The 18,725-nt window shown below is 62.3% G+C and carries 12 protein-coding genes; 1 reads left to right on the top strand and 11 read right to left on the bottom strand.

The features are described 5' to 3' along the window. Positions 1–10 precede the first annotated feature (10 nt). Both ACPWMG_RS19720 and ACPWMG_RS19725 read right to left on the bottom strand, forming a co-directional pair. Positions 11–2,350 (bottom strand): arylsulfatase, encoded by a 2,340-nt coding sequence (locus tag ACPWMG_RS19720; protein ID WP_483301183.1) that lies wholly within the window; start codon positions 2,348–2,350, stop codon positions 11–13. 519 nt (positions 2,351–2,869) lie between these two features. Continuing rightward, positions 2,870–4,129 (bottom strand): MFS transporter, encoded by a 1,260-nt coding sequence (locus tag ACPWMG_RS19725; RefSeq protein WP_483301184.1) that lies wholly within the window; start codon positions 4,127–4,129, stop codon positions 2,870–2,872. A 100-nt stretch (positions 4,130–4,229) separates the two neighbouring features. On the opposite strand from ACPWMG_RS19725, the gene ACPWMG_RS19730 reads away from it, so the two are divergent. Beyond that, the gene (locus ACPWMG_RS19730; protein WP_483301185.1) at positions 4,230–5,105 is read left to right on the top strand and encodes an AraC family transcriptional regulator; all 876 of its coding nucleotides are present in this window, start codon (positions 4,230–4,232) and stop codon (positions 5,103–5,105) included. A gap of 75 nt (positions 5,106–5,180) precedes the next feature. Here the strand turns inward: ACPWMG_RS19730 and ACPWMG_RS19735 are convergent, their stop codons facing one another. The 9 genes from ACPWMG_RS19735 to lolA all read right to left on the bottom strand — a co-directional run bounded on the left by ACPWMG_RS19735 (position 5,181) and on the right by lolA (position 18,691). Further along, a complete protein-coding gene (locus tag ACPWMG_RS19735; protein WP_483301186.1) occupies positions 5,181–8,654 on the bottom strand; it encodes an ATP-binding protein in 3,474 nt (1,157 codons plus the stop codon). A gap of 3 nt (positions 8,655–8,657) precedes the next feature. After that, on the bottom strand, positions 8,658–9,914 hold the full coding sequence (locus ACPWMG_RS19740) for a metallophosphoesterase family protein (protein WP_483301187.1): 1,257 nt from the start codon (positions 9,912–9,914) through the stop codon (positions 8,658–8,660). 115 nt (positions 9,915–10,029) lie between these two features. After that, the gene (locus ACPWMG_RS19745; protein WP_483301188.1) at positions 10,030–12,429 is read right to left on the bottom strand and encodes an arylsulfatase; all 2,400 of its coding nucleotides are present in this window, start codon (positions 12,427–12,429) and stop codon (positions 10,030–10,032) included. A 321-nt stretch (positions 12,430–12,750) separates the two neighbouring features. Continuing rightward, positions 12,751–13,485, bottom strand: a complete 735-nt coding sequence (locus tag ACPWMG_RS19750; protein WP_483301189.1) for an ABC transporter ATP-binding protein — start codon at positions 13,483–13,485, stop codon at positions 12,751–12,753. Position 13,486: 1 nt separating this feature from the next. Further along, positions 13,487–14,272: an ABC transporter ATP-binding protein gene (locus tag ACPWMG_RS19755; RefSeq protein ID WP_483301190.1), complete on the bottom strand. Its 786-nt coding sequence runs from the start codon at positions 14,270–14,272 to the stop codon at positions 13,487–13,489. A gap of 10 nt (positions 14,273–14,282) precedes the next feature. Further along, positions 14,283–15,359, bottom strand: coding sequence for a branched-chain amino acid ABC transporter permease (locus ACPWMG_RS19760; RefSeq protein WP_483301191.1), 1,077 nt, complete (start codon positions 15,357–15,359; stop codon positions 14,283–14,285). 17 nt (positions 15,360–15,376) lie between these two features. Next, positions 15,377–16,306 carry a branched-chain amino acid ABC transporter permease gene (locus tag ACPWMG_RS19765; RefSeq protein WP_483301192.1) on the bottom strand — a complete coding sequence of 310 codons (930 nt, stop codon included), beginning with the start codon at positions 16,304–16,306 and terminating at the stop codon, positions 15,377–15,379. Positions 16,307–16,640: 334 nt separating this feature from the next. Beyond that, positions 16,641–17,945 carry a replication-associated recombination protein A gene (locus tag ACPWMG_RS19770; protein WP_483301193.1) on the bottom strand — a complete coding sequence of 435 codons (1,305 nt, stop codon included), beginning with the start codon at positions 17,943–17,945 and terminating at the stop codon, positions 16,641–16,643. 98 nt (positions 17,946–18,043) lie between these two features. Further along, positions 18,044–18,691 (bottom strand): outer membrane lipoprotein periplasmic chaperone LolA, encoded by a 648-nt coding sequence (gene lolA / locus ACPWMG_RS19775; RefSeq protein ID WP_483305294.1) that lies wholly within the window; start codon positions 18,689–18,691, stop codon positions 18,044–18,046. Positions 18,692–18,725 lie beyond the last annotated feature (34 nt).

Below are 18,725 nucleotides of genomic sequence, written 5' to 3' on the forward strand. Positions count from 1 at the left end.
ACCCGCGTGTTTATTTCGCCGGTTTGAGGTCGATGGTGACCTTGTCGATATGGCCCGTGAAGCGGAACGGCACCTTGTAGTTCTGCACGATCGGCGTGCCCGCGTCTTCGCCAATGTCCAGCGTTTCGTCGAGCGACACACGCGCTGGAATGGTCTTCTCCAAACGGCCTTGCGCCACTTGCGCGCCATCCACCAACAAGGCAATGTCGCCGCCCTTGCCCGCACCGCCGCCGTCATAGGTGAAGTTCATCACCAAGGTGTGCTTGCCCGGCGCCAGTGCAGTCGGGCCTTGCACCAGGGTCTTGTGCTCTGGGAAGTGCGACAGCGCGTAGGCGTAGGTGGGTTTGCCATCCAGCAGCATCAGCGCGTTGCCGCCGAACCAGCCGCCCTGCGTCATCAAGATGCCATTGGCGCCGTTTTGCGGCACATCGACTTCAGCCGTGATGGAGTATGAGGTGTTCTTCATGTCCGGCGCCATCGACTCGGTGATGCGCGTCGTGTGGTCGAAGTAGACAAACTTGGTGCGGCCCTTGTTGGGTTGTGGCCGGTTTTCGGGATCGACGCGCTCGATGTAGCGGTCGTCCAGCGGGAACACCTTGTTCTTCTCAGCCTCTTTCTTGAACACCGCGCGCAGCTCTTTCAGCTTCTCGGGGTATTGCTGCGCCACGTCTTTCGACTGCGTGAAGTCTTCGTTCAGGTTGTAGAGCTCCCACTTGTAGTCGTTGAACGGATCAGGGTTGGTGGGGCCACGACCTTGCCACGGCAGGCGTTGCGGCGTGGTGTTGGCCAGCCAGCCGTTGTGGTAAATGCCTTGGTTGGCAATGATCTCGTAGTACTGCGTGGTGTGGCGCTCTTTTGCCGTGGCGTCGTTGAACGTGTAGACCAGGCTCGTGCCATTCATCGGCACTTGTTTGAAGCCGTTGATGGTGGCCGGTGCCGGCAGCTTGGCCGCTTCCAGAATGGTCGGCACGATGTCGGTGATGTGTGTGTACTGGCTGCGGATGGCGCCGGGGTCTTTGATGTGCCCCGGCCATCTGATGGCCATGCCGGTGCGCGTCCCGCCCAGGTGAGAAGCCACCTTCTTGTCCCATTGGTAGGGCGTGTTCATGGCATGCGCCCAGCCGTGCGAATAATGGTTTTGGAACCACATGCCGCCAAACTGGTCGATGTTCTCCACCATGAACTCGGGGCGGTCTTGAATGCCATTGCCCAAGGTCACCACTTCGCTGGTCATGCCCACGCCCGATGGGTCTTCGGCGCTGGAGCCGTTGTCGCCCATCACGTAGATGATGAGGGTGTTGTCCAGTTGGCCCATCTTTTCAATGGCGTCCACCACTCGGCCCACTTGGTAGTCCGAGTGGGCCAGCGCTGCAGCATAGACCTCCATCTCGCGCGCGGTCACGCGCTTCATGTCGGGCGATAAATCATCCCAGCGCTTGTAGTCTTTGGGCGTAGGGTTGAGCACCGCGTTCTGCGGGATGATGCCCATCTGCTTTTGCCGCTCAAACGTCTGCTTGCGCAACTCGTCCCAGCCCATATCGAACTTGCCCTTGAATTTTTCGATCCACTCTTTGGGCGCATGGTGTGGCGCGTGGGCCGTGCCGGGCGCGTAATACGCCAGGAACGGTTTGTCGGGCCACACCGACTTGCGTGTTTGAATGAACCGGATGGCGTGGTCGGCCATGTCGGCATCAAAGTGGTAAGTGTCTTCTTTGCCGATGTAGGGGTCGATCGGCGTGATGTTTTCGTAGACGGCGGGGCGGAACTGGTGTGCGTCAGCGCCCAGGAAGCCGTAAAAATATTCAAAGCCCAGACCGGTAGGCCACAGCTCGAATGGGCCGGCTGGCGAGTTTTGCCAATCGGGCACGTTGTGGTTCTTGCCAAACCAGGCCGTGCCGTAGCCGTTGGCCGTCAAGATCTCACCGATGGTGCCCACGCTGCGCGACACCAGGCTGTGGTAGCCAGGTGCGGGCGTGCTGAACTCCATGATGATGCCGGTGGAGGCCACGTGGTGGTTGCGCCCGGTGATCAACGCTGCGCGTGATGGCGAGCACACCGCCGTGGTATGGAAGCGGTTGTAGCGCAGCCCTTCGCGGGCCACACGGTCAAATGTAGGGGTGGGAATGGCACCACCAAACGTCGAAGTGGCGCCATAGCCCACGTCGTCCATCAGCACCAGCAGCACGTTGGGCGCTCCCTTGGGTGCCTGGATTTCCTTGGGCCAATCGAGCTTGCCAGAAGCCGCCAGCGAAGGTGCCAGCTTGCCGACTTTTTGGTACGGCTCAATCGGTAGATGGGTTCTATCAGGCCAGGCTGCTGGCTCCTTGGCCGAGGCGGATGCCACTGCCATTTGCAGCCCAAGCCCCAGGGCCACGATGCTGGCCAGGAAGCCCCATCGCCTGGGGGTTCGTTGGGGGGGCGAGCAATTGCCGCCGCGATGAGAAGGGAGAGAGCTCACATCCATGATCACGCTCCTAAGAAAACGAAAACGGCCCGTGTGCCTGCAGTGTGTTTGCAAGCCACGGTTTTCGGTCAGCACTAGGTTCGATTGCATTCGGTGGGAAACCATCCCAAACCGGCAGGCGGATTGAATGCAATGCAACGGCGGATCGATTATGACGAGCGCTCTTGGCGGGTCAAGCGTTCAAACGCGCAGCGTGAAACCCGTTGGGAATGGATCGAGAGCGTGACCTGAACGCCTTCTTCAGGCGGCGGGCATCGACCTGGAGCCCAGGCGCCAGAGGCGCTCGGCCAGATATTGATGAAAGAAATTGCGTGGCCGTGCACGCCCATTGCCAGGGCACGCCGCCACGCCACGTGTCAAAAAAGCTACGCGCAGACTGTTAGTGCTGACAGTCTGCGATTTTCTTCAAGCGGCCAAACCTGCAGGCTCCACCGTCTTGCGTGCCTTGCGCACGTTAAACGCCGTGACGATCAGCACCGCCTGCACCGCCGCCAGGCCAATGAACACACCGTGGTACTGGCCGTGGTCCATCAAGCTGCCGAACACCAGCGGCGAGATCGCTTGGCCAATGTCCAGACCTGAATACACCACACCGTACACGCGGCCCGATGAATTGGGTGGCGTGGAGCGCTTGACGATCAGGTCGCGCGAAGGGCCGGCCACACCTGCGGCAAAGCCCATCAAACCAAACAACACCGGCACCGCCACACCCTGCACCGTGGCAAAGCCCAGCACCAAGGCCAGCGCAGCGGCCACGCCCTGCCCTGTGCCCACAATGCGTTCACAACGCTGTGGATCGGCCGCCAAAAAGCCGCCAAGCACCATGCCGCCCGCACTGCCCACCATGTAGATGGTCAAGCACGCAGCCACCAAGGCCACCGGCACGTCGTGCAACTGGCGCGCGGCTTCGGGCGCAAAGGCTTGCACCACGCTCAACGCCATGGCGTAGAAAAAGAAGAACGCAAAACACACCCACACAGCGGGAATGCGCATGAAGCCAAAGCTGCCGCCTTCCAGTGCGGCCGGGCCACCCTTGTGGGGTGCAGCCGCAGGGGGCAGCGCCAGTTTGTCGCGCTTGACCCACAACAGCGCCAGCACGGCAAACGCCACACCCGCCGCAGCCATCAGCGCCACGCGCCAGGAAAACGCCATGGCCAACGGCACCAACATGGCCGGTGCCAGCGCCCATCCCAGGTTGCCGGTGATGCCGTGCACGCTGTAAGCGTGGCCCAGGCGCGGCGCGCTGACCTTGCGGTTGAGCAGCGTGTAGTCCACGGGGTGGAACACGCCATTGCCAATGCCACCGATGACAGAAAACACCACCAGCATCCAATAGCTGGTGCTGGTCGCGAAACCGAGTGCCGTCAAACCCAACAACGCCAGCCCGCCCAACAGAACCGGGCGCGGACCAAAACGGTCGACCACAAAACCCGAGGCCATTTGCACGGCACACGACACCACAAAAAACACCGACATCAAAAAGCCCAGCTCAGCGTAGCTGGCGTTGAAGGCTTCTTTCAGCCACGGGAACAGGGGCGCCAACAGCAGTTGGCTGAAGTGGCTCACCAAGTGGGCGACGCCCACCAGGCCGATCACGCTGGCGTCTTGTTTCAGGCTGACGGCGTTGGCTGGATTTGCGTTTGGAGTTGTTGTCTTTGCATTCATGGCGGCATCGTAGTAGCCTTCAGACTTTCTGGATTACGGCAAAAAGACATGTTTTAGCGAATTCCAGCCAAAAAACGTTTTAGCCTACGCAAGCCTTTCCATGCAGCCCCGCAGCGCCCACATCTTCACGCCGGTTGGCGACACCGACCCCTTCACGCCCACGCCCGAGCGCCCGGTGCGGGTGCGCGCCCGCACCATGCCGGCCGACACCCATTTCGAGCCGCACCGCCACGCCTGGGCGCAACTGGCCTATTGCGCCACAGGGGTGCTGCAGGTGATGTGTGATGCCACCGAAGAAGGTGTCAACACTGCATCACACCACAAGCCCCAAGGCGAAGTCACCTACATCGTGCCGCCCTCGCGTGCGGTGTGGATTGCACCCGGCGCGCTGCACAACATCTACATGCTGGAGCGCGCCGAGTTGCGCACGCTGTACATCGACGCCAGCGTGATTCCGCCGGAATGGCACAGTTGCCGCGTGATCATGGTGTCGCCGTTGCTGCGCGAGTTGATCCATGCGCTCGACACACCTGCCAGGCCCGACCTGGCCGCACACACCGCACGCGAAGCCTCGCTCATCACGCTGGTGTGCGACGAGATTGCCCATGCTGACATCCAGGCCCTGGGCGTGCCCCTGCCCCCTATACAGGGTGGCGACAAACGCTTGCGTGGCCTGTGTGAAGCGGTGCTGCGCGCCCCTGCGGCCCGCACCAGCCTGGCCGATTGGGCGGCCGATGTCGGCGCCAGCGAGCGCACCATGGCGCGCCTGTTCCGCGACGAGTTGGGCACCAGCTACCAGCAATGGCGCCAGCAGGCGGTGTTGGCGCATGCCTTGCCGATGTTGGCGCGCGGCCTGCCCGTAAGCCAGGTCGCAGCGGCCAGCGGCTACGCCAGCGACAGCGCTTTCTCGGCCATGTTCAAAGCGGCCATGGGCCAGCCGCCGAGCCAGTTTGCCGGGCAGCCGGTTAAGGCTTAGGGCGACGCTGAACAAGTTCCTCTCGGCGCCCGCATCCCTGGCGTGGGCATCCGAGGTAACTTATTCAGCATCGCCCTAGAGCGTCAGCACATTGACATCGCTGCCAAACACCTCGGTGATGGCCGGCAACAAATGGTGGTGGTGCGTGAGAAACAGCACCTGCGTGCTGCGCGACAAATCGCGCAGCGCACGCAAGCCGGCGGTGGAGCGCGCATCGTCGTAGTTGATGAACAAATCATCGGCAATGAACGGCAGCGCGTGGGCTTGCGACAGGTGCAGCTCCAACGCGGCCAGGCGCAACGCAAAGTACAACTGGTCGCGTGTGCCTTCGCTCATGCCGGCCACTTCAACCGACTTGCCATCGGCGCGCCGGCCCACCAGCTTCAACGGCTCGCTGTCAAAGTCCACCGTCAGTTTGTCGAAAGAGCCAAGCGTGAGGTTCGCAAAAATGCGGCTGGCCGACTGCAGCATCGGCCCCTGCTTCACTTCACGGTAACGCTCAATCGACCACTTGAGCAGCCGCGCGCCGGTGTAGACCTTGAGGTAGCGTTCCACGGTGTCGGTCATTTTTGCGATGGCCTCCTGGCGCTGCGCTTCGGCCGTGGCGGCGTCTGCGGTGCCTCCGATGGCAGCAAGCGCTGTTCTGGCTGTAGAAAGTTTGGCCGCCACCTCCGCCATGCGTTCGACCAGGCCCTCGTCTTCGGCGGTCAAAGCTTCGCGCTCTTCAAGCACTACCGTCAACGCCATGGTGGCTGCTTCGGCCTGCAGATCGGCCAGCGGCAAGCCGTCGCCAGTGGCCTGCAAGGTTTGCTCGGCCCGGGCGTAACGTGCTTGCAAGCTACGTTTGAGCTCTGATGCTTCAATCGCCTCGACCAACTCTGCGGGCTCGGTCACACCGGCGCGTTGCAGCAGTGGCACCAGGCTGGCCTGCGCCTGTGCTTTTTGCGCCTGGGCCTCTTCCAGTTGTTGCGCGGCGGCGTGTGCTGACGTTTGAAGGCGTGCTGCCTGGCGGTGCGTCTCGTTGGCGGCCTCCAGCCGCGTGACCAGCTTGGTCGCGATGACGTCAGCGCTCTGCCCTGCGAGGTCCGGCGCCACATGCGTCATCAGCGCTTGCGCCGACGTGTGGAAGCCGTCAAGGTCGGCGCGCATGGTGTCGATGCGTTCGGTGCGGATCTGATGCATGGCGCTGAGCGCGTCGTCGATTCGTTCTGCAGCCTGCAACACGCCGTCGATGCGCGCCAAGGGCATGTCGGCGGCCCAGTCTGCGGCTGTCAATGCGGCCTGCCAACGCGTGTCCCAATCGGCAATGTCGGCCTGCGCCTTGACCACGGCTTGGGTCAATGGCTCCATCGCACGCTGCGCGTCCGCGATCTGCTTGTCCAGACTCTGGCGCTGGCCTTGCTGGGTAGTCATCTCACTCACCAAGTCTTGCGCCAGGCGCACCAGCACGGCGAGCGGCTGGTCTTGTGGATCGCTTGCGCGGTCATGGGCCTGCGCCAGATTTTTCAGCGCTTGCCCTAACGCATCGGTTGCCTCTGTGCAAGCCTGCGCATGGCTCTGTTCTTGCGCAGTGGCGGCCTCCAACGCATCGGCAGCGGCCAACGCTTGTAGCCGCAGCGCCAGCCACGACTCGGCGGCTTCCAAAGGCATCCCGTTCAAGCCCACCTGCGTGGTCAGCGCAGACCAACGTGCCACGCGCGCATCCGCAGCATCACCCAACGCCGCAAGCTCCGTCTCGGCATCACGCAAGTCTTGCGCGAAGCGTTCGCGTTGGGCTTCTTTGGCGCGCAACTCGGTGGCCTGCTGCACGGTGTCGTGGCTGCGGTCGGCCAAGTTGTCTGCCGTTTGCACCTGCGCGTCAAACGCGTCGGCCAGGCCCACCAACGCGCTGGGCTCAGTGATGATCTGCCCCCAGGTTTGCGCGCGTGCCGCACGCGCGGCGAGCACGTCTTCGCGCGTCACTGGCGTGTTGGCTTCGCGGTATTGGCGAATGGCCAGCTCTTCTGCCACGATCTGCTGCTGCAGCTTGCGCACGCGCGCCTGCGTGGTTTTGGCGGTGGCGTCGTCGGCCAGTTGCTCTTGCAGCTGCGCCTGGATGACGGCTAGCGACGGCGGCGTCATGGCGCGCAGAGCCGCCTCACCCTGCCGCCAGGCACCCAGCGCGGCAAAGGCCGCTTCTTGCGCCGCACTGCGCCGTGCGCTGGCCTGGCGCAGGTCGCGCGTCAGCGCTTCAAAGTTGCCAAGCTGCTGTGCTCGGGCCAAAGCGGTTTGCAGAGCCACCGGAGCGGCAGCGCTGGTCAGCCGTTGCAGCTCGGCCTGCGCGTGGGCGATGTCGTTTTGTTTGGTGTGTTGGTTGTGTTCGGCCGCGTCCAAGCGGCTTTGCAGCACCGGCCGTTCTTGCACCAAGCGGCTCAGCTCCAGGCGCACCACCGGCGAAGGCAATTGTTTGCGCACCGCGTCTTCGGATACTGCGGGCCAGCCGATCTGCCGCGCCAAATCTGCCGCCACGCCCCACTGCGCCTCCACCTCGGCCAGGCGGCGCTGGATGTCGCCCTCGTGCGCGCGAAACTGCAGCCGGTTTTCGTTCAGTTGGGTGATGTCTTCGGCGCGCTCGCGCACGGCGACATCGGGCGTTAACTCGGCCAGCGCATTTTGGGCGTCTTCCAGCAGTTGCGCCTGGCGGTCGATGTTGGCTTGTGCCACAGCCAAGGTGCGCTCCGCCCCAGATAACGCTTTGGCCGCACCTTCCGGCAGCAATGGCACGTTACCTAACGCGGCCAGCGCACTCTGCGCATCGGCCAGTGCTTGCAGCGGCAGCGCCACACGGTGGATGCGCTCCAGCACCGCACGCTTCTGGCGCACCTCGGTGTGTTGCTGCTTGGCCTGCGCCATGGCGGCTTCTAGCGTGGTGACCAGCGCTTGTGCTTCGGTCCAGTCTTTGCTGCGCACGGTAGCGGCCTTCAGCGCGGCGGTGGCTTTGTCGAGTTCTTCGGCGGCCACGTAGTAGTCGCGCTCGCGGCTTTTGTTCTTGGTCCACAGCTTGCCGGCTTCGTCTTCCAACGCCTTGCGCAAAGTGCCCAAGCTGCCGATGCCTGCGGCCGACTGAAACAGGATTTGCCCCAGGTCGTTGGACGACGACAAAATGCTGCTGCCCCCGGCCACCAGCCGCTCGTGGTCCAGGCCAAACATCTGTGTGAAGAAGTCTTTGTCGGTGGAGCCAATGAAGGGCAGCAGCGCATCGTCTGGCAAGGCCGCATCGGCCGGGTTGCGCAGCGTGTTGCGCAAGCCTTTCACGCGCTGCAGCGCCAGGGCTTCACCCGCGTGGCTGAGCGTTGCGCCCAAGCGCAGCTCGGGCATGGCGTGGTGGAAGGCGTGCGGCGTGCGTGAGGGAATGCCGTAGAGCAAGTCCTGCACCGCTGCGCGCACCGTGGATTTGCCAGCTTCATTGGGGCCGACGATGACGTGAAAGTCGTGCGCGGCAGCCGGAAAGACGAGCGATTGCTCGGTGAATTTACCGAAGCGAATCAGGTCGAGTTGGTCGAAGCGCATGAGTTAAACCGCCTTCGCCACTTGGGACATCAGCGACGGCGTGGTGGCGAGCACCAAAGACTGAAGCTTGCCCGCGCGCACATCTTCCAGCGCAGGAATGGCGGCCAGCACTTCCAGCGGGAGCTTACCCACCAACAGCATCAACTCTTCGTGCATGGCGCCCAGCAGTGCGGTGTCTTGGGCGGCTCCCGCCAGCAGTGCCTGCAAGTCGGCCACGGCATCGGCGCGCAGCGCAATCGCGTCGGATGACTCCATTGGTGTCGTTTCCAGGCGCACTTTTTCAATCCACAAACGGTCGCTGCCCAGGCTGAAGGCTTGCGCTTTGATTTCTTCGCGCAACTGCGTCTCCAGCCCGAACAACTGCGCGTGGGCATTGCTCGCGCCGGTGAGGGTGACACGCACCGCATGCGGTTTGTCGCCATCGCTTTGGCGCAGCAGCGCTTCCAGGCTTTGCCCCACGGCGGCTACGGCTTCGGTCATGGTGTTGGCGCTCGCCACGTCCACCACCAGGCTGTGCCAGCGCAGCACGTCAACATAAAACCGCTCGACCGAGGTGATGTCCGTCCCCGAGGTATTGACCATCAACGCGCCACGCGGGCCGGGCTCGCGGATGTGCCGGCCCTGCAGGTTGCCGGGGAAGGCGATGGTGCAAGGCCCGCTGATCACCCGGTGCTCGTGCACGTGGCCCAGCGCCCAATACTGGTAGCCCTTGGCCTGCAACTCGGCCACCGAACACGGCGCGTAGTTGGCGTGTTGGGTGTTGCCTTCGAGTGCGGTATGCAACACCCCAATGTTGAACCAGCCCTCGACCGGCGCGGGGTAGCTGGCGGCCAGGTTCTCGGTGGTTGCCGCGTCCTTGAAGCTGCGCCCGTGCAGCGCCACACGCAGCTCATCAATCTTGTAGGTTTGCGCTTTGTTGGCGGCGAACTTGAAAACGTTGGGCGGCAGTAGCAGGCGCTTGGTCATTTCGCTTTCGGCGTCGTGGTTGCCCATCAGCAGGTAGACCTTGATGCCTTCGGCGTGAAGTCGGCCCATCTGCCGCGCAAAGAACAGGCCGGTGTTGAAGTCGCGCCAGGGGCCGTCGTACAGGTCGCCGGCTATCACCATGAAGTCGACCGCTTCGGCAATCGCTTCAGACACCAAATTTTCGAACGCGTTGCGCGTGGCCAGCCGCAGCAAATCGGCCGGGGCGTCCTGGTAGGCTGAGAGGCCGACCAGCGGGCTGTCGAGGTGGATGTCGGCGGCGTGGATGAATTTCATACGCCGATTATCGGGACGGATTTACGTTGCAACGAAAGTCATCAGTGCGGATACCGCCGTTCCCGCTGAATCGCCATCAGCCGCTCCATGACAGCGCTCAAGCGCGACACAGGCCCTATTTCAAATTAACTTCGACTTTCTCGATCTTGCCGTCGAACTTGAACGGGCGGCGGTCAAAATAATTCAGCGACACTGGCGAGCCCAAGTCCACACCCACGTCGAAGCTTTCACTGGCGGTAAACGCCGCAGGCACGGTGCGCTTGACGGTGGTGCGCGCGACTTCCTGGCCGTCTACGGTCAACACCACTTCGGCCGGTGCGCCCGGCTTGGCGATGGTGGTGTCCACTTCAATCGTGCGACGCCCGGCGGCAATCTTGTTGCTGGAGCGCACGCTGTAGCGCTCGATCTCCATCATGTTGTATTCATAGACCAGGTCGCCACCGTCCATGTAGAGTGTCAGGCCACCGGAGATGCCGCCTACCGCGTACAACACGCCCGAGGCAACGTCGCCCACTTGGGCGTCAATGCGCACATGGTTGCTGGTGCGGCCCAGGCCGGGCGCCGCAAACTCGGGCATGCGCGTGCTGGAGGCGTCGAACTTCCAGCGCGTGTAGGGCGTGGCGACTCGGTCTTCGGGGTGGATGCGCAGCCAGTTGCCCGCGCCAATGGGGAACACCTTGTTGGCCTTGGCCTCTTTCAAGAACAGCGCCTTCATCTCAGCCAGCTTTTTCGGGTTCTGCGTGGCCAGATCATGCGCTTGCGAAAAGTCCTTGCGCAGGTCGTACAGCTCCCAGACATCCTTGTCCGAATTCCACTCCCGGATGCCTCCGCTCGACCCTGCCGTGTCCCAAGGTATCAACGGCCCGAAGGTGCCCGCAAACCAGCCGTCGTGGTAGATGCCCCGGCTGCCGTTGTTGTCGAAATACTGCGTCTGCTTGCGCCCGGCTTGGCCCGCGTTGCTGAAGGTGGCGGCAATGCTCACGCCGTCGATCGGGTCTTGCTTAAAGCCGTCGACCACCTTGGGCGGCTTGATGCCCACCACGTCGTAAATGGTGGGCACGATGTCGTTCACATGGCTGAACTGGCTGCGCGGTGTTTTGTCAGGCTTGATCTTCGACGGCCACGACACCACCAGCGGGTTGCGCGTGCCGCCAAAGTAGGCGCCCAGCAGCTTGGTGCCCTTGAACGGGGTGCTGCCAGCCCAGGCCCAACCGGCGTGGTACATGTTGTCGGTCTTGGGCGAACCCAGCGCCTCCACGCCGCCCAGCCCCTGCAAGGCCGCGAGTTGCTGCTCCAGCGTGTTGGGGATGTTGTTTTGCGCCAGCAGTTCGCTGATGGTGCCGCGCTGGCCTTCGGCGCTGGAGCCGTTGTCGCCAAAGATGTAGAACACCAGCGTGTTCTCGCGCACGCCCAGGCGTTCCAGCTCATCGAGCACCTTGCCGGCCTGCACGTCGGCGTGTTCGGTGTAGCCGGCAAAGACTTCCATCAGGCGGGTTTGAAACGCGCGTTCCGACGCAGGGATGTCGTTCCAGGCTTCCATGGACTTGTCGCGCGGGGTCAGTTCGGCCGTCGCCGGAATCCAGCCCAGCGCTTTTTGCCGCTGGAAGGTTTGTTCGCGCAGCACGTCCCAGCCCTGGTCGAACTTGCCTTTGTATTTGTCGGCCCATTCCTTGAAGATGTGGTGCGGCCCGTGCGATGCGCCCGGCGCCCAGTACATCAAAAACGGCTTGTCGGGTGCAAAGGCCTGCTGCTTGCGCAGCCAGGTGATGGCCCGCTCGGCCAGGTCTTCACTCAGGTGGTACTTGTCGTCGCGCGGCGGCTCCACCGTGTTGAAGTTCTCGACCAGGCGCGGCTCCCATTGCGAGGTTTCGCCTGCCAGAAAGCCGTAGAAGTAGTCGAAGCCAATGCCCTCCCCGGTGGGCCACAGGGTGAACGGGCCCATGGCCGTGGTCTCCGTCGCGGGCGTGTTGTGCCACTTGCCAAACGCCGCCGTCTTGTAGCCATAGTCGCCCAGCACCTTGGCGACGGTGGCCGAGCTGCGCGGGATCACGCCGGTATAGCCGTCCCAGTTCACCGCACGCTCGGCGATCGTGCCGGAACCCACGCGTTGGTGGTTTCGGCCGGTCAACAGCGCGGCCCGCGTTGGCGAACAGATCGAGGTCGTGTGGAAGGTGTTGTAGCGCACGCCCTGCTCGGCCACACGTGAGAGCGTGGGCGTGTGGATGGGGCCGCCAAAGGTGTCTGGCAGGCCAAAACCCACGTCGTCCATCATGATGATCAGGATGTTGGGCACGCCCTTGCGCAAATGGCTCTCGGCCGGAAACGGCTCGAGCTTGGACGCCTGCAAGGTGGGGGCCGCGACACTGCGGCTCGGCTGTACGGGAAATGGCAAAACAGATCCGTCGCTGGGCACCGCCCCAGACGCGTCCACCGCCAACGGCGCACACAGCGCCAAAAAAACTCCGCCCATCCATCCCAAGGCCGCGCGAGATATGCGCCGTGTCTGTGTCTGCATAGGAGTTCTCCCATTTCTGACAGGGTTGCCACATCCGCGATGGCTTCAGACCGCAGAAGTACCAAGACATGCTAAGACCCTGCTTTCGGACATGGTTCCGCGCTGAAGTGCGGTACACCCAATGCGAAAGGCAGAGCGGCAAGCATAGATGACACACGCGGCGCTTGCACCTCGTTTACATCTTCAGTCGGGCAAATCCAACACCTTTCGGCAGCAAGCGCCGAACACATCGGCAAGGCGCAGCCCCCAAAAGCACAAGCCCCGGGGCCTGTGAACAGACCTCGGGGCTTGTACGTTTTGGCGTGTGCCGGAATGCCTACATCACTCGCCCAGATACGCCGCGCGCACCTTGGGATCGTTCAGCATCTGCTTGGCGTCACCACTCATGGTGATGATGCCGGACTCCATCACGTAGCCGCGGTTGGCAATGCCCAGCGCACGGCTGGCGTTTTGCTCGACCAGCAGCACCGTCACGCCTTGGGCGTAAACGTCTTTCACCACTTCGAAGATTTTGTCGACCATGATGGGCGACAGGCCCATCGACGGCTCGTCCAGCAGCAGCACCTTGGGGCGGCTCATCAGCGCACGGCCCATGGCCAGCATTTGTTGTTCGCCACCGGACATGGTGCCGGCGAGCTGGTCCTTGCGTTCACGCAGACGCGGGAAGATGGTGAACATCTTCTCGATGTCTTTGTTGATCTCGGCCTTGTCGTTGCGCACATAGGCGCCCATCTGCAGGTTTTCGGTGATGGTCATGCGCGCGAACACGCCACGGCCTTCCGGCACCATGGCCAGGCCCTGCTTGACCAGGTCCCACGCGCCCTGGCCGCGAATGCTCTTGCCCAGGTACTCGATGTCGCCGCCCACGAAGGGCAGCGAGCCGGTGATGGCCTTCATGGTGGTGGTCTTGCCAGCGCCGTTGGAGCCAATCAACGAAACCAGTTCACCCTCGCGCACTTCAAAGTCCACGCCCTTCACGGCCTGGATGCCGCCGTACGCGACTTGCAGGCCCTTGACCTGCAGCAGCACTTGGCCGCTGTTGTTGTTCACTGTCATCTCAATGTCCTCCGGTGCCGAGATAAGCCTCGATCACCTTTTCATTTTTCTGCACGTCAGCCGGGTTGCCTTCGGCGATCTGCTTGCCGTAGTCGAGCACGGTGACGCGGTCGCACAAGCCCATCACCAGCTTCACATCGTGCTCAATCAGCAAAATGGTACGGTTGTCCTTGCGGATGCGGTCGATCAGTTCGCGCAACATGACCTTCTCGGTCGCATTCATACCGGCGGCGGGCTCGTCCAGCGCAATCAGTTGCGGGTCGGTGGCCAAAGCGCGCGCGATTTCCAGGCGGCGTTGGTCGCCGTAGCTCAGCGTGCGGGCTTTGTAGTCGGCAAACTTGCCGATGCCCACGTAGTCCAACAGTTCTTGCGCACGCTTGGCGATCGCCGCTTCTTCGGCCTTGAAGCCGGGGCTGCGGAAGATGGCACCGAGCAGGCCCGAGTGTGTGCGGATGTGGCGGCCGACCATCACGTTCTCCAGCGCCGTCATGTCGGCAAACAGGCGAATGTTCTGGAAGGTACGGGCGATGCCCGCCTTGGCCACTTCGTGCACGGCGGTAGGCTTGTAGGGCTTGCCGGCCAGTTCGAAGGTGCCGCTGTCGGGCGTGTACAGGCCGGTGATCACGTTGAAGAACGTGGTCTTGCCTGCACCGTTGGGGCCGATCAGGCCATACACCTGGCCGCGCTCGATGCGCAGGCCCACGTCGCTCAGCGCCTGCAGGCCGCCGAAGCGCTTGGAAATGCCGCTCACATTGAGAACAACATCTTTTTGCTTGTTTTCGCTCATGTTGTGCTCCTTACTTACGCGACAGCGATTTGCCATGTTCCGGCGCTGGCCACAGGCCGCGCGGACGCATCAGCATCACAACGATCATGGCCAGCGCGATCAGCAACTGGCGCAGGATGGCGGCGTCCAGACGGCCGCCGGTCATGGCTTGCAAAGGGCCGGCCACATAGCGCAGCACTTCAGGCAAGGCCGACAACAGCACCGCGCCCAAGATAACGCCTGGCAAGTGGCCAATACCACCGAGCACCACCATGGCGACGATCATCACCGACTCCATCAAGCTGAAGGACTCGGGCGAGACAAAGCCTTGGAAAGCCGCAAACATGGTGCCGGACACGCCACCGAACGTGGCGCCCATGCCGAACGCCAACAGCTTCATGTTGCGGGTGTTGATGCCCATGGCCTTGGCGGCAATTTCGTCTTCACGGATCGCCATCCAGGCGCGGCCGATACGCGACAGTTCCAGCCGGTGGCAGATGATCACGCTGACCACCACCAACACCAGGAACAGGTAGTAGTAGAGCGACACCGAAGACAGCTCGTAGCTGCCCAGGCTCAAGGGCTTGCCAAGATCCAGGCCGAAGAACTTGATGGAGTCGATCTGGTTGATGCCCTTGGGGCCGTTGGTGACGTTGAACGGGTGGTCCAGGTTGTTCAGGAACACACGGATGATTTCACCAAAACCCAGGGTCACGATGGCCAGGTAGTCGCCGCGCAGCTTGAGCGTGGGCGCCCCGAGCAGCATGCCGAACAAGCCCGCCAGCCCGGCCCCCAGCGGCACGATGAGCCACAGAGGCGAGTGCAGGCCATTGGGGAACGCTGCCGCAAAGGCTGGGAAAGCGTCGCTCAGTTGCGGCGAAGCCATCAGCGCATACATGTAAGCGCCAACAGCGAAGAACGCCACGTAGCCCAGGTCGAGCAGACCGGCAAAGCCGACCACGATGTTCAGGCCCAGGGCCAGCAGCACATACAGCAACGCCATATCGGCAATACGCACCCAGGCGTTGCCAAAGCCTTGGAGCAGCAGCGGCAGAATGATCAGCCCCACTGCCATGGCGGCCAGCTTCAGGTTTTTATTTTGGTTCATGTTCAAACACTCCCGCGTCAGGCACGGTCGGCCACACGTTCACCCAGCAAGCCGGACGGACGCAAGGTCAGGACGAAGATCAGCACGATGAAGGCGAAGATGTCGGAGTAATTGCTCCCCAGAACGCCGCCCGTGAGGGTACCGATGTAGCCCGCACCAATCGACTCGATCAGGCCCAGCAAAATGCCGCCGAGCACCGCACCACCGAGGTTGCCGATGCCGCCAAACACGGCAGCCGTGAAGGCCTTCAGGCCGGGCAGGAAGCCCATCGTGTGTTGCACCGTGCCGTAGTTCGAGGCGTACATCACGCCGGCGATGGCGGCCAGGATGGCGCCGATGATGAAGGTGGCCGAAATCACCATGTCGGGCTTCACGCCCATCAAAGCGGCTACGCGTGGATTTTCAGCTGTGGCGCGCATCGCACGGCCCAGCTTGGTGAAGTTCACCACCCACATCAATACGGCCAGGGACACAGCCGTCAAACCCAGGATCAGGATTTGCGTAGGTGTGATCACCGCGCCGCCGATGTTGTACGGTGCGCTAGGCAGCAACGTGGGATACGGCTTGTAGTTGGGCTTCCAGATGATCATGGCCAGCGTCTGCAGCAAGATCGACATGCCGATGGCGGTGATCAAGGGGGCCAGCTTGGGGCTGTTGCGCAGCGGCCGGTAGGCCACTTTTTCAATCACGAAGTTCAGCGCGGCAGCCACCACGCAGGCGATGATGAGCGCCAGGAACAAGATCAACCAACCGGGTGCGCCGGGCATGCCGTCTCTCATCAGTCCGATGACGGTCCAACTTGTGAGGGCGCCCACCATGAGCACCTCGCCGTGCGCAAAGTTGATCAAGTTAATGATCCCGTACACCATGGTGTAGCCCAAGGCTATCAAGGCGTACATGCTGCCCAGGACCAGACCGTTGATGATCTGCTGTAGCAAGATATCCATAAAAAATTACTCCGGGTTTATTTCAGTGCCAGCAGACTGACCAGAACCCCAAGCGCAAACAAGCGCTTGAAGATTCGTGTCGGCCGTTGTGACCAGCCTCTCTAACTAGCAAAAAACCCGCCAGGTCTGTGGTTTGGCGGGTTCGGGCGGATTGTAGCGAGGGCCGAAAGGTGTCCCACCTGGGAAACAGACGGGGTTTTCCCTGTTGAAGCAGTCAAATAAACCGTTTGCTGCACCCATAAGGTGCCTTAATGAATAAAGCCATTGCAGGCCGCGCACTTATCTCGTGAAACGCGTCCAGACACCTAGGTGACAGAAGCGCCCCACGAATGCCTTAGGACTGCCCCGCCTCGTCGTCCAGCTTGCGCAAAAACGCCATCTTCTCGCCGATTTTCGCCTCTAAACCGCGTGGCACGGGCTGGTACCAACCCGGGTGGTCTAGACCATCTGGCAAATACGTTTCGCCGGCGGCGTAAGCGTGTGGCTCGTCGTGCGCGTAGCGGTAGGCGTGGCCGTAGCCCAGCTCTTTCATCAACTTGGTGGGCGCGTTGCGCAGGTGCACCGGCACCTCGCGGCTCTTGTCTTGTTTCACAAAAGCGCGCGCCTGGTTGTAGGCGTTGTAACCCGCATTGCTCTTGGCGGCGATGGCCAAGTAGATGACGGCTTGGCCCAGCGCCAATTCGCCCTCCGGGCTGCCCAGCCGCTCGAAGGTCAGCGCCGCGTCGTTGGCAATTTGCATGGCGCGTGGGTCGGCCAGGCCAATGTCTTCCCAGGCCATGCGCACGATACGGCGCGACAGGTAACGCGGGTCGGCACCGCCATCAAGCATGCGGCTGAGCCAGTACAGCGCGCCATCGGGGTTGGAGCCGCGCACCGATTTGTGCAGGGCCGAAATCTGGTCGTAGAAGTTGTCGCCGCCCTTGTCGAAACGGCGTGCGTTCAGGCTCAGCGCGTTCTGCACGAAGTCGGCGTCGATGTGCGTCACGGCGGCTGCACCGGCGGCCGTTTGGCATTGCTCCAGCAGGTTCAGAAAGCGCCGCGCGTCGCCATCGGCATAACCGACGATGGTGTCGGTAGCGGCATCGGCAAAGGTCAAATCACCAAGCGCTTTTTCCTGGGCACGGGTCAGCAGTTGCTTCAGCTCGTCGTCGGTCAATGACTTCAGCACATAGACCTGCGCACGCGACAACAGCGCCGAGTTCACCTCGAAAGACGGGTTCTCGGTGGTGGCACCAATGAAGGTGACCAGCCCGCTTTCTGCGTACGGCAGCAGCGCATCTTGCTGCGATTTATTGAAGCGGTGGATCTCATCCACAAACAAAATCGTCGCCTGCCCTTGCGACAGATACTGCTGCGCCTGCTCCATCGCCGCGCGAATGTCTTTCACACCCGAGAACACGGCAGACAGCGCGATGAACTGGCAGTCAAAAGCCTGCGCGGTCAGGCGCGCCAACGTGGTTTTGCCCACGCCCGGCGGGCCCCACAAAATCATCGAATGCGGCTTGCCGGACTGGAACGCCAGCCGCAGCGGCTTGCCCGGGCCCAGCAGGTGCGACTGGCCAATCACCTCGTCCAGCGTTTTGGGACGCAGCGCCTCGGCCAGTGGGGCGACGGGCTCGGCGGCGAACAGATCAGACATGGGCGGCAATGTGGCAAAAAATCAAAGACCCTCGATTGTGGCCGACACGCGCTCGGTCAGCACCAACCCAGGGTGCACATGCTTTTGAAAGCGCTAATTCAAGGCTTCAACACGTCGGCACCGGCTGGCGGCTTGAACTGAAACACCTCGGCGCCCAACGCAGGGTTGGTTTCAAACTTGGCGAACGTGATCACCGAGCGCTGGCCAAAGCCGTCCAGGATATCGAGCACGGCCAGGCGGCTGCCGTCAAAACCCACGCGCACGTTTTGCACTTGGGTGTCTTTGGCTTTGGGCGTGGCTTGCACCCATTGCAGGCCGTCTTTGTCTGGGGCGCCAGCCAAATTGAAGTCGGCGCGCAGGGCTTGCAGATCGGGCGTGCTCGCCAGCAATGCGGCAGGCGTACTGCCCAGCACTTTGTCTTGCGCGCGTTGGGTCACTTGGTTCAGGTCCGCGTCGTACAGCCACAGTGTTTTGCCATCGGCCACGATGGTTTGCTCAAATGGCTTTTTGTAGACGAAGCGAAATTTGTTGGGGCGCTGAAACTCAAACTGCCCACTCGAGGTTTTGCTGCGCGCCGCCTGGCCGTCTTTCGGCGGCGAGGTCACGACCTGGCTGAAGTCGGCACGGCCGGACTGCGTGCCTTTCATAAAATCTTCCAGGCTTTTGAGGCCGTCTGCGCTCGCCAGTTGTGCGGCGCCTGCTATCAAAAATGCAGTGACAGTTTGTTTAAACGACAAGGGAAACATCATGACTTCTCCTAAGCCCGGCCAACGCAATGGC

Source organism: Hydrophilobacter chitinilyticus (assembly GCF_049860745.1).
In the GTDB taxonomy this organism is placed as follows: domain Bacteria; phylum Pseudomonadota; class Gammaproteobacteria; order Burkholderiales; family Burkholderiaceae_C; genus Rhodoferax_B.

Coding starts and splice junctions, on each gene's coding strand:
- ACPWMG_RS19770 (WP_483301193.1), bottom strand. CDS start 17,945: ATGTCTGATCTGTTCGCCGCCGAGCCCGTCGCCCCACTGGCCGAGGCG.
- ACPWMG_RS19725 (WP_483301184.1), bottom strand. CDS start 4,129: ATGAATGCAAAGACAACAACTCCAAACGCAAATCCAGCCAACGCCGTC.
- ACPWMG_RS19765 (WP_483301192.1), bottom strand. CDS start 16,306: ATGGATATCTTGCTACAGCAGATCATCAACGGTCTGGTCCTGGGCAGC.
- ACPWMG_RS19755 (WP_483301190.1), bottom strand. CDS start 14,272: ATGAGCGAAAACAAGCAAAAAGATGTTGTTCTCAATGTGAGCGGCATT.
- ACPWMG_RS19750 (WP_483301189.1), bottom strand. CDS start 13,485: ATGACAGTGAACAACAACAGCGGCCAAGTGCTGCTGCAGGTCAAGGGC.
- lolA (WP_483305294.1), bottom strand. CDS start 18,691: ATGTTTCCCTTGTCGTTTAAACAAACTGTCACTGCATTTTTGATAGCA.
- ACPWMG_RS19760 (WP_483301191.1), bottom strand. CDS start 15,359: ATGAACCAAAATAAAAACCTGAAGCTGGCCGCCATGGCAGTGGGGCTG.
- ACPWMG_RS19730 (WP_483301185.1), top strand. CDS start 4,230: ATGCAGCCCCGCAGCGCCCACATCTTCACGCCGGTTGGCGACACCGAC.
- ACPWMG_RS19735 (WP_483301186.1), bottom strand. CDS start 8,654: ATGCGCTTCGACCAACTCGACCTGATTCGCTTCGGTAAATTCACCGAG.
- ACPWMG_RS19740 (WP_483301187.1), bottom strand. CDS start 9,914: ATGAAATTCATCCACGCCGCCGACATCCACCTCGACAGCCCGCTGGTC.
- ACPWMG_RS19745 (WP_483301188.1), bottom strand. CDS start 12,429: ATGCAGACACAGACACGGCGCATATCTCGCGCGGCCTTGGGATGGATG.
- ACPWMG_RS19720 (WP_483301183.1), bottom strand. CDS start 2,350: ATGGCAGTGGCATCCGCCTCGGCCAAGGAGCCAGCAGCCTGGCCTGAT.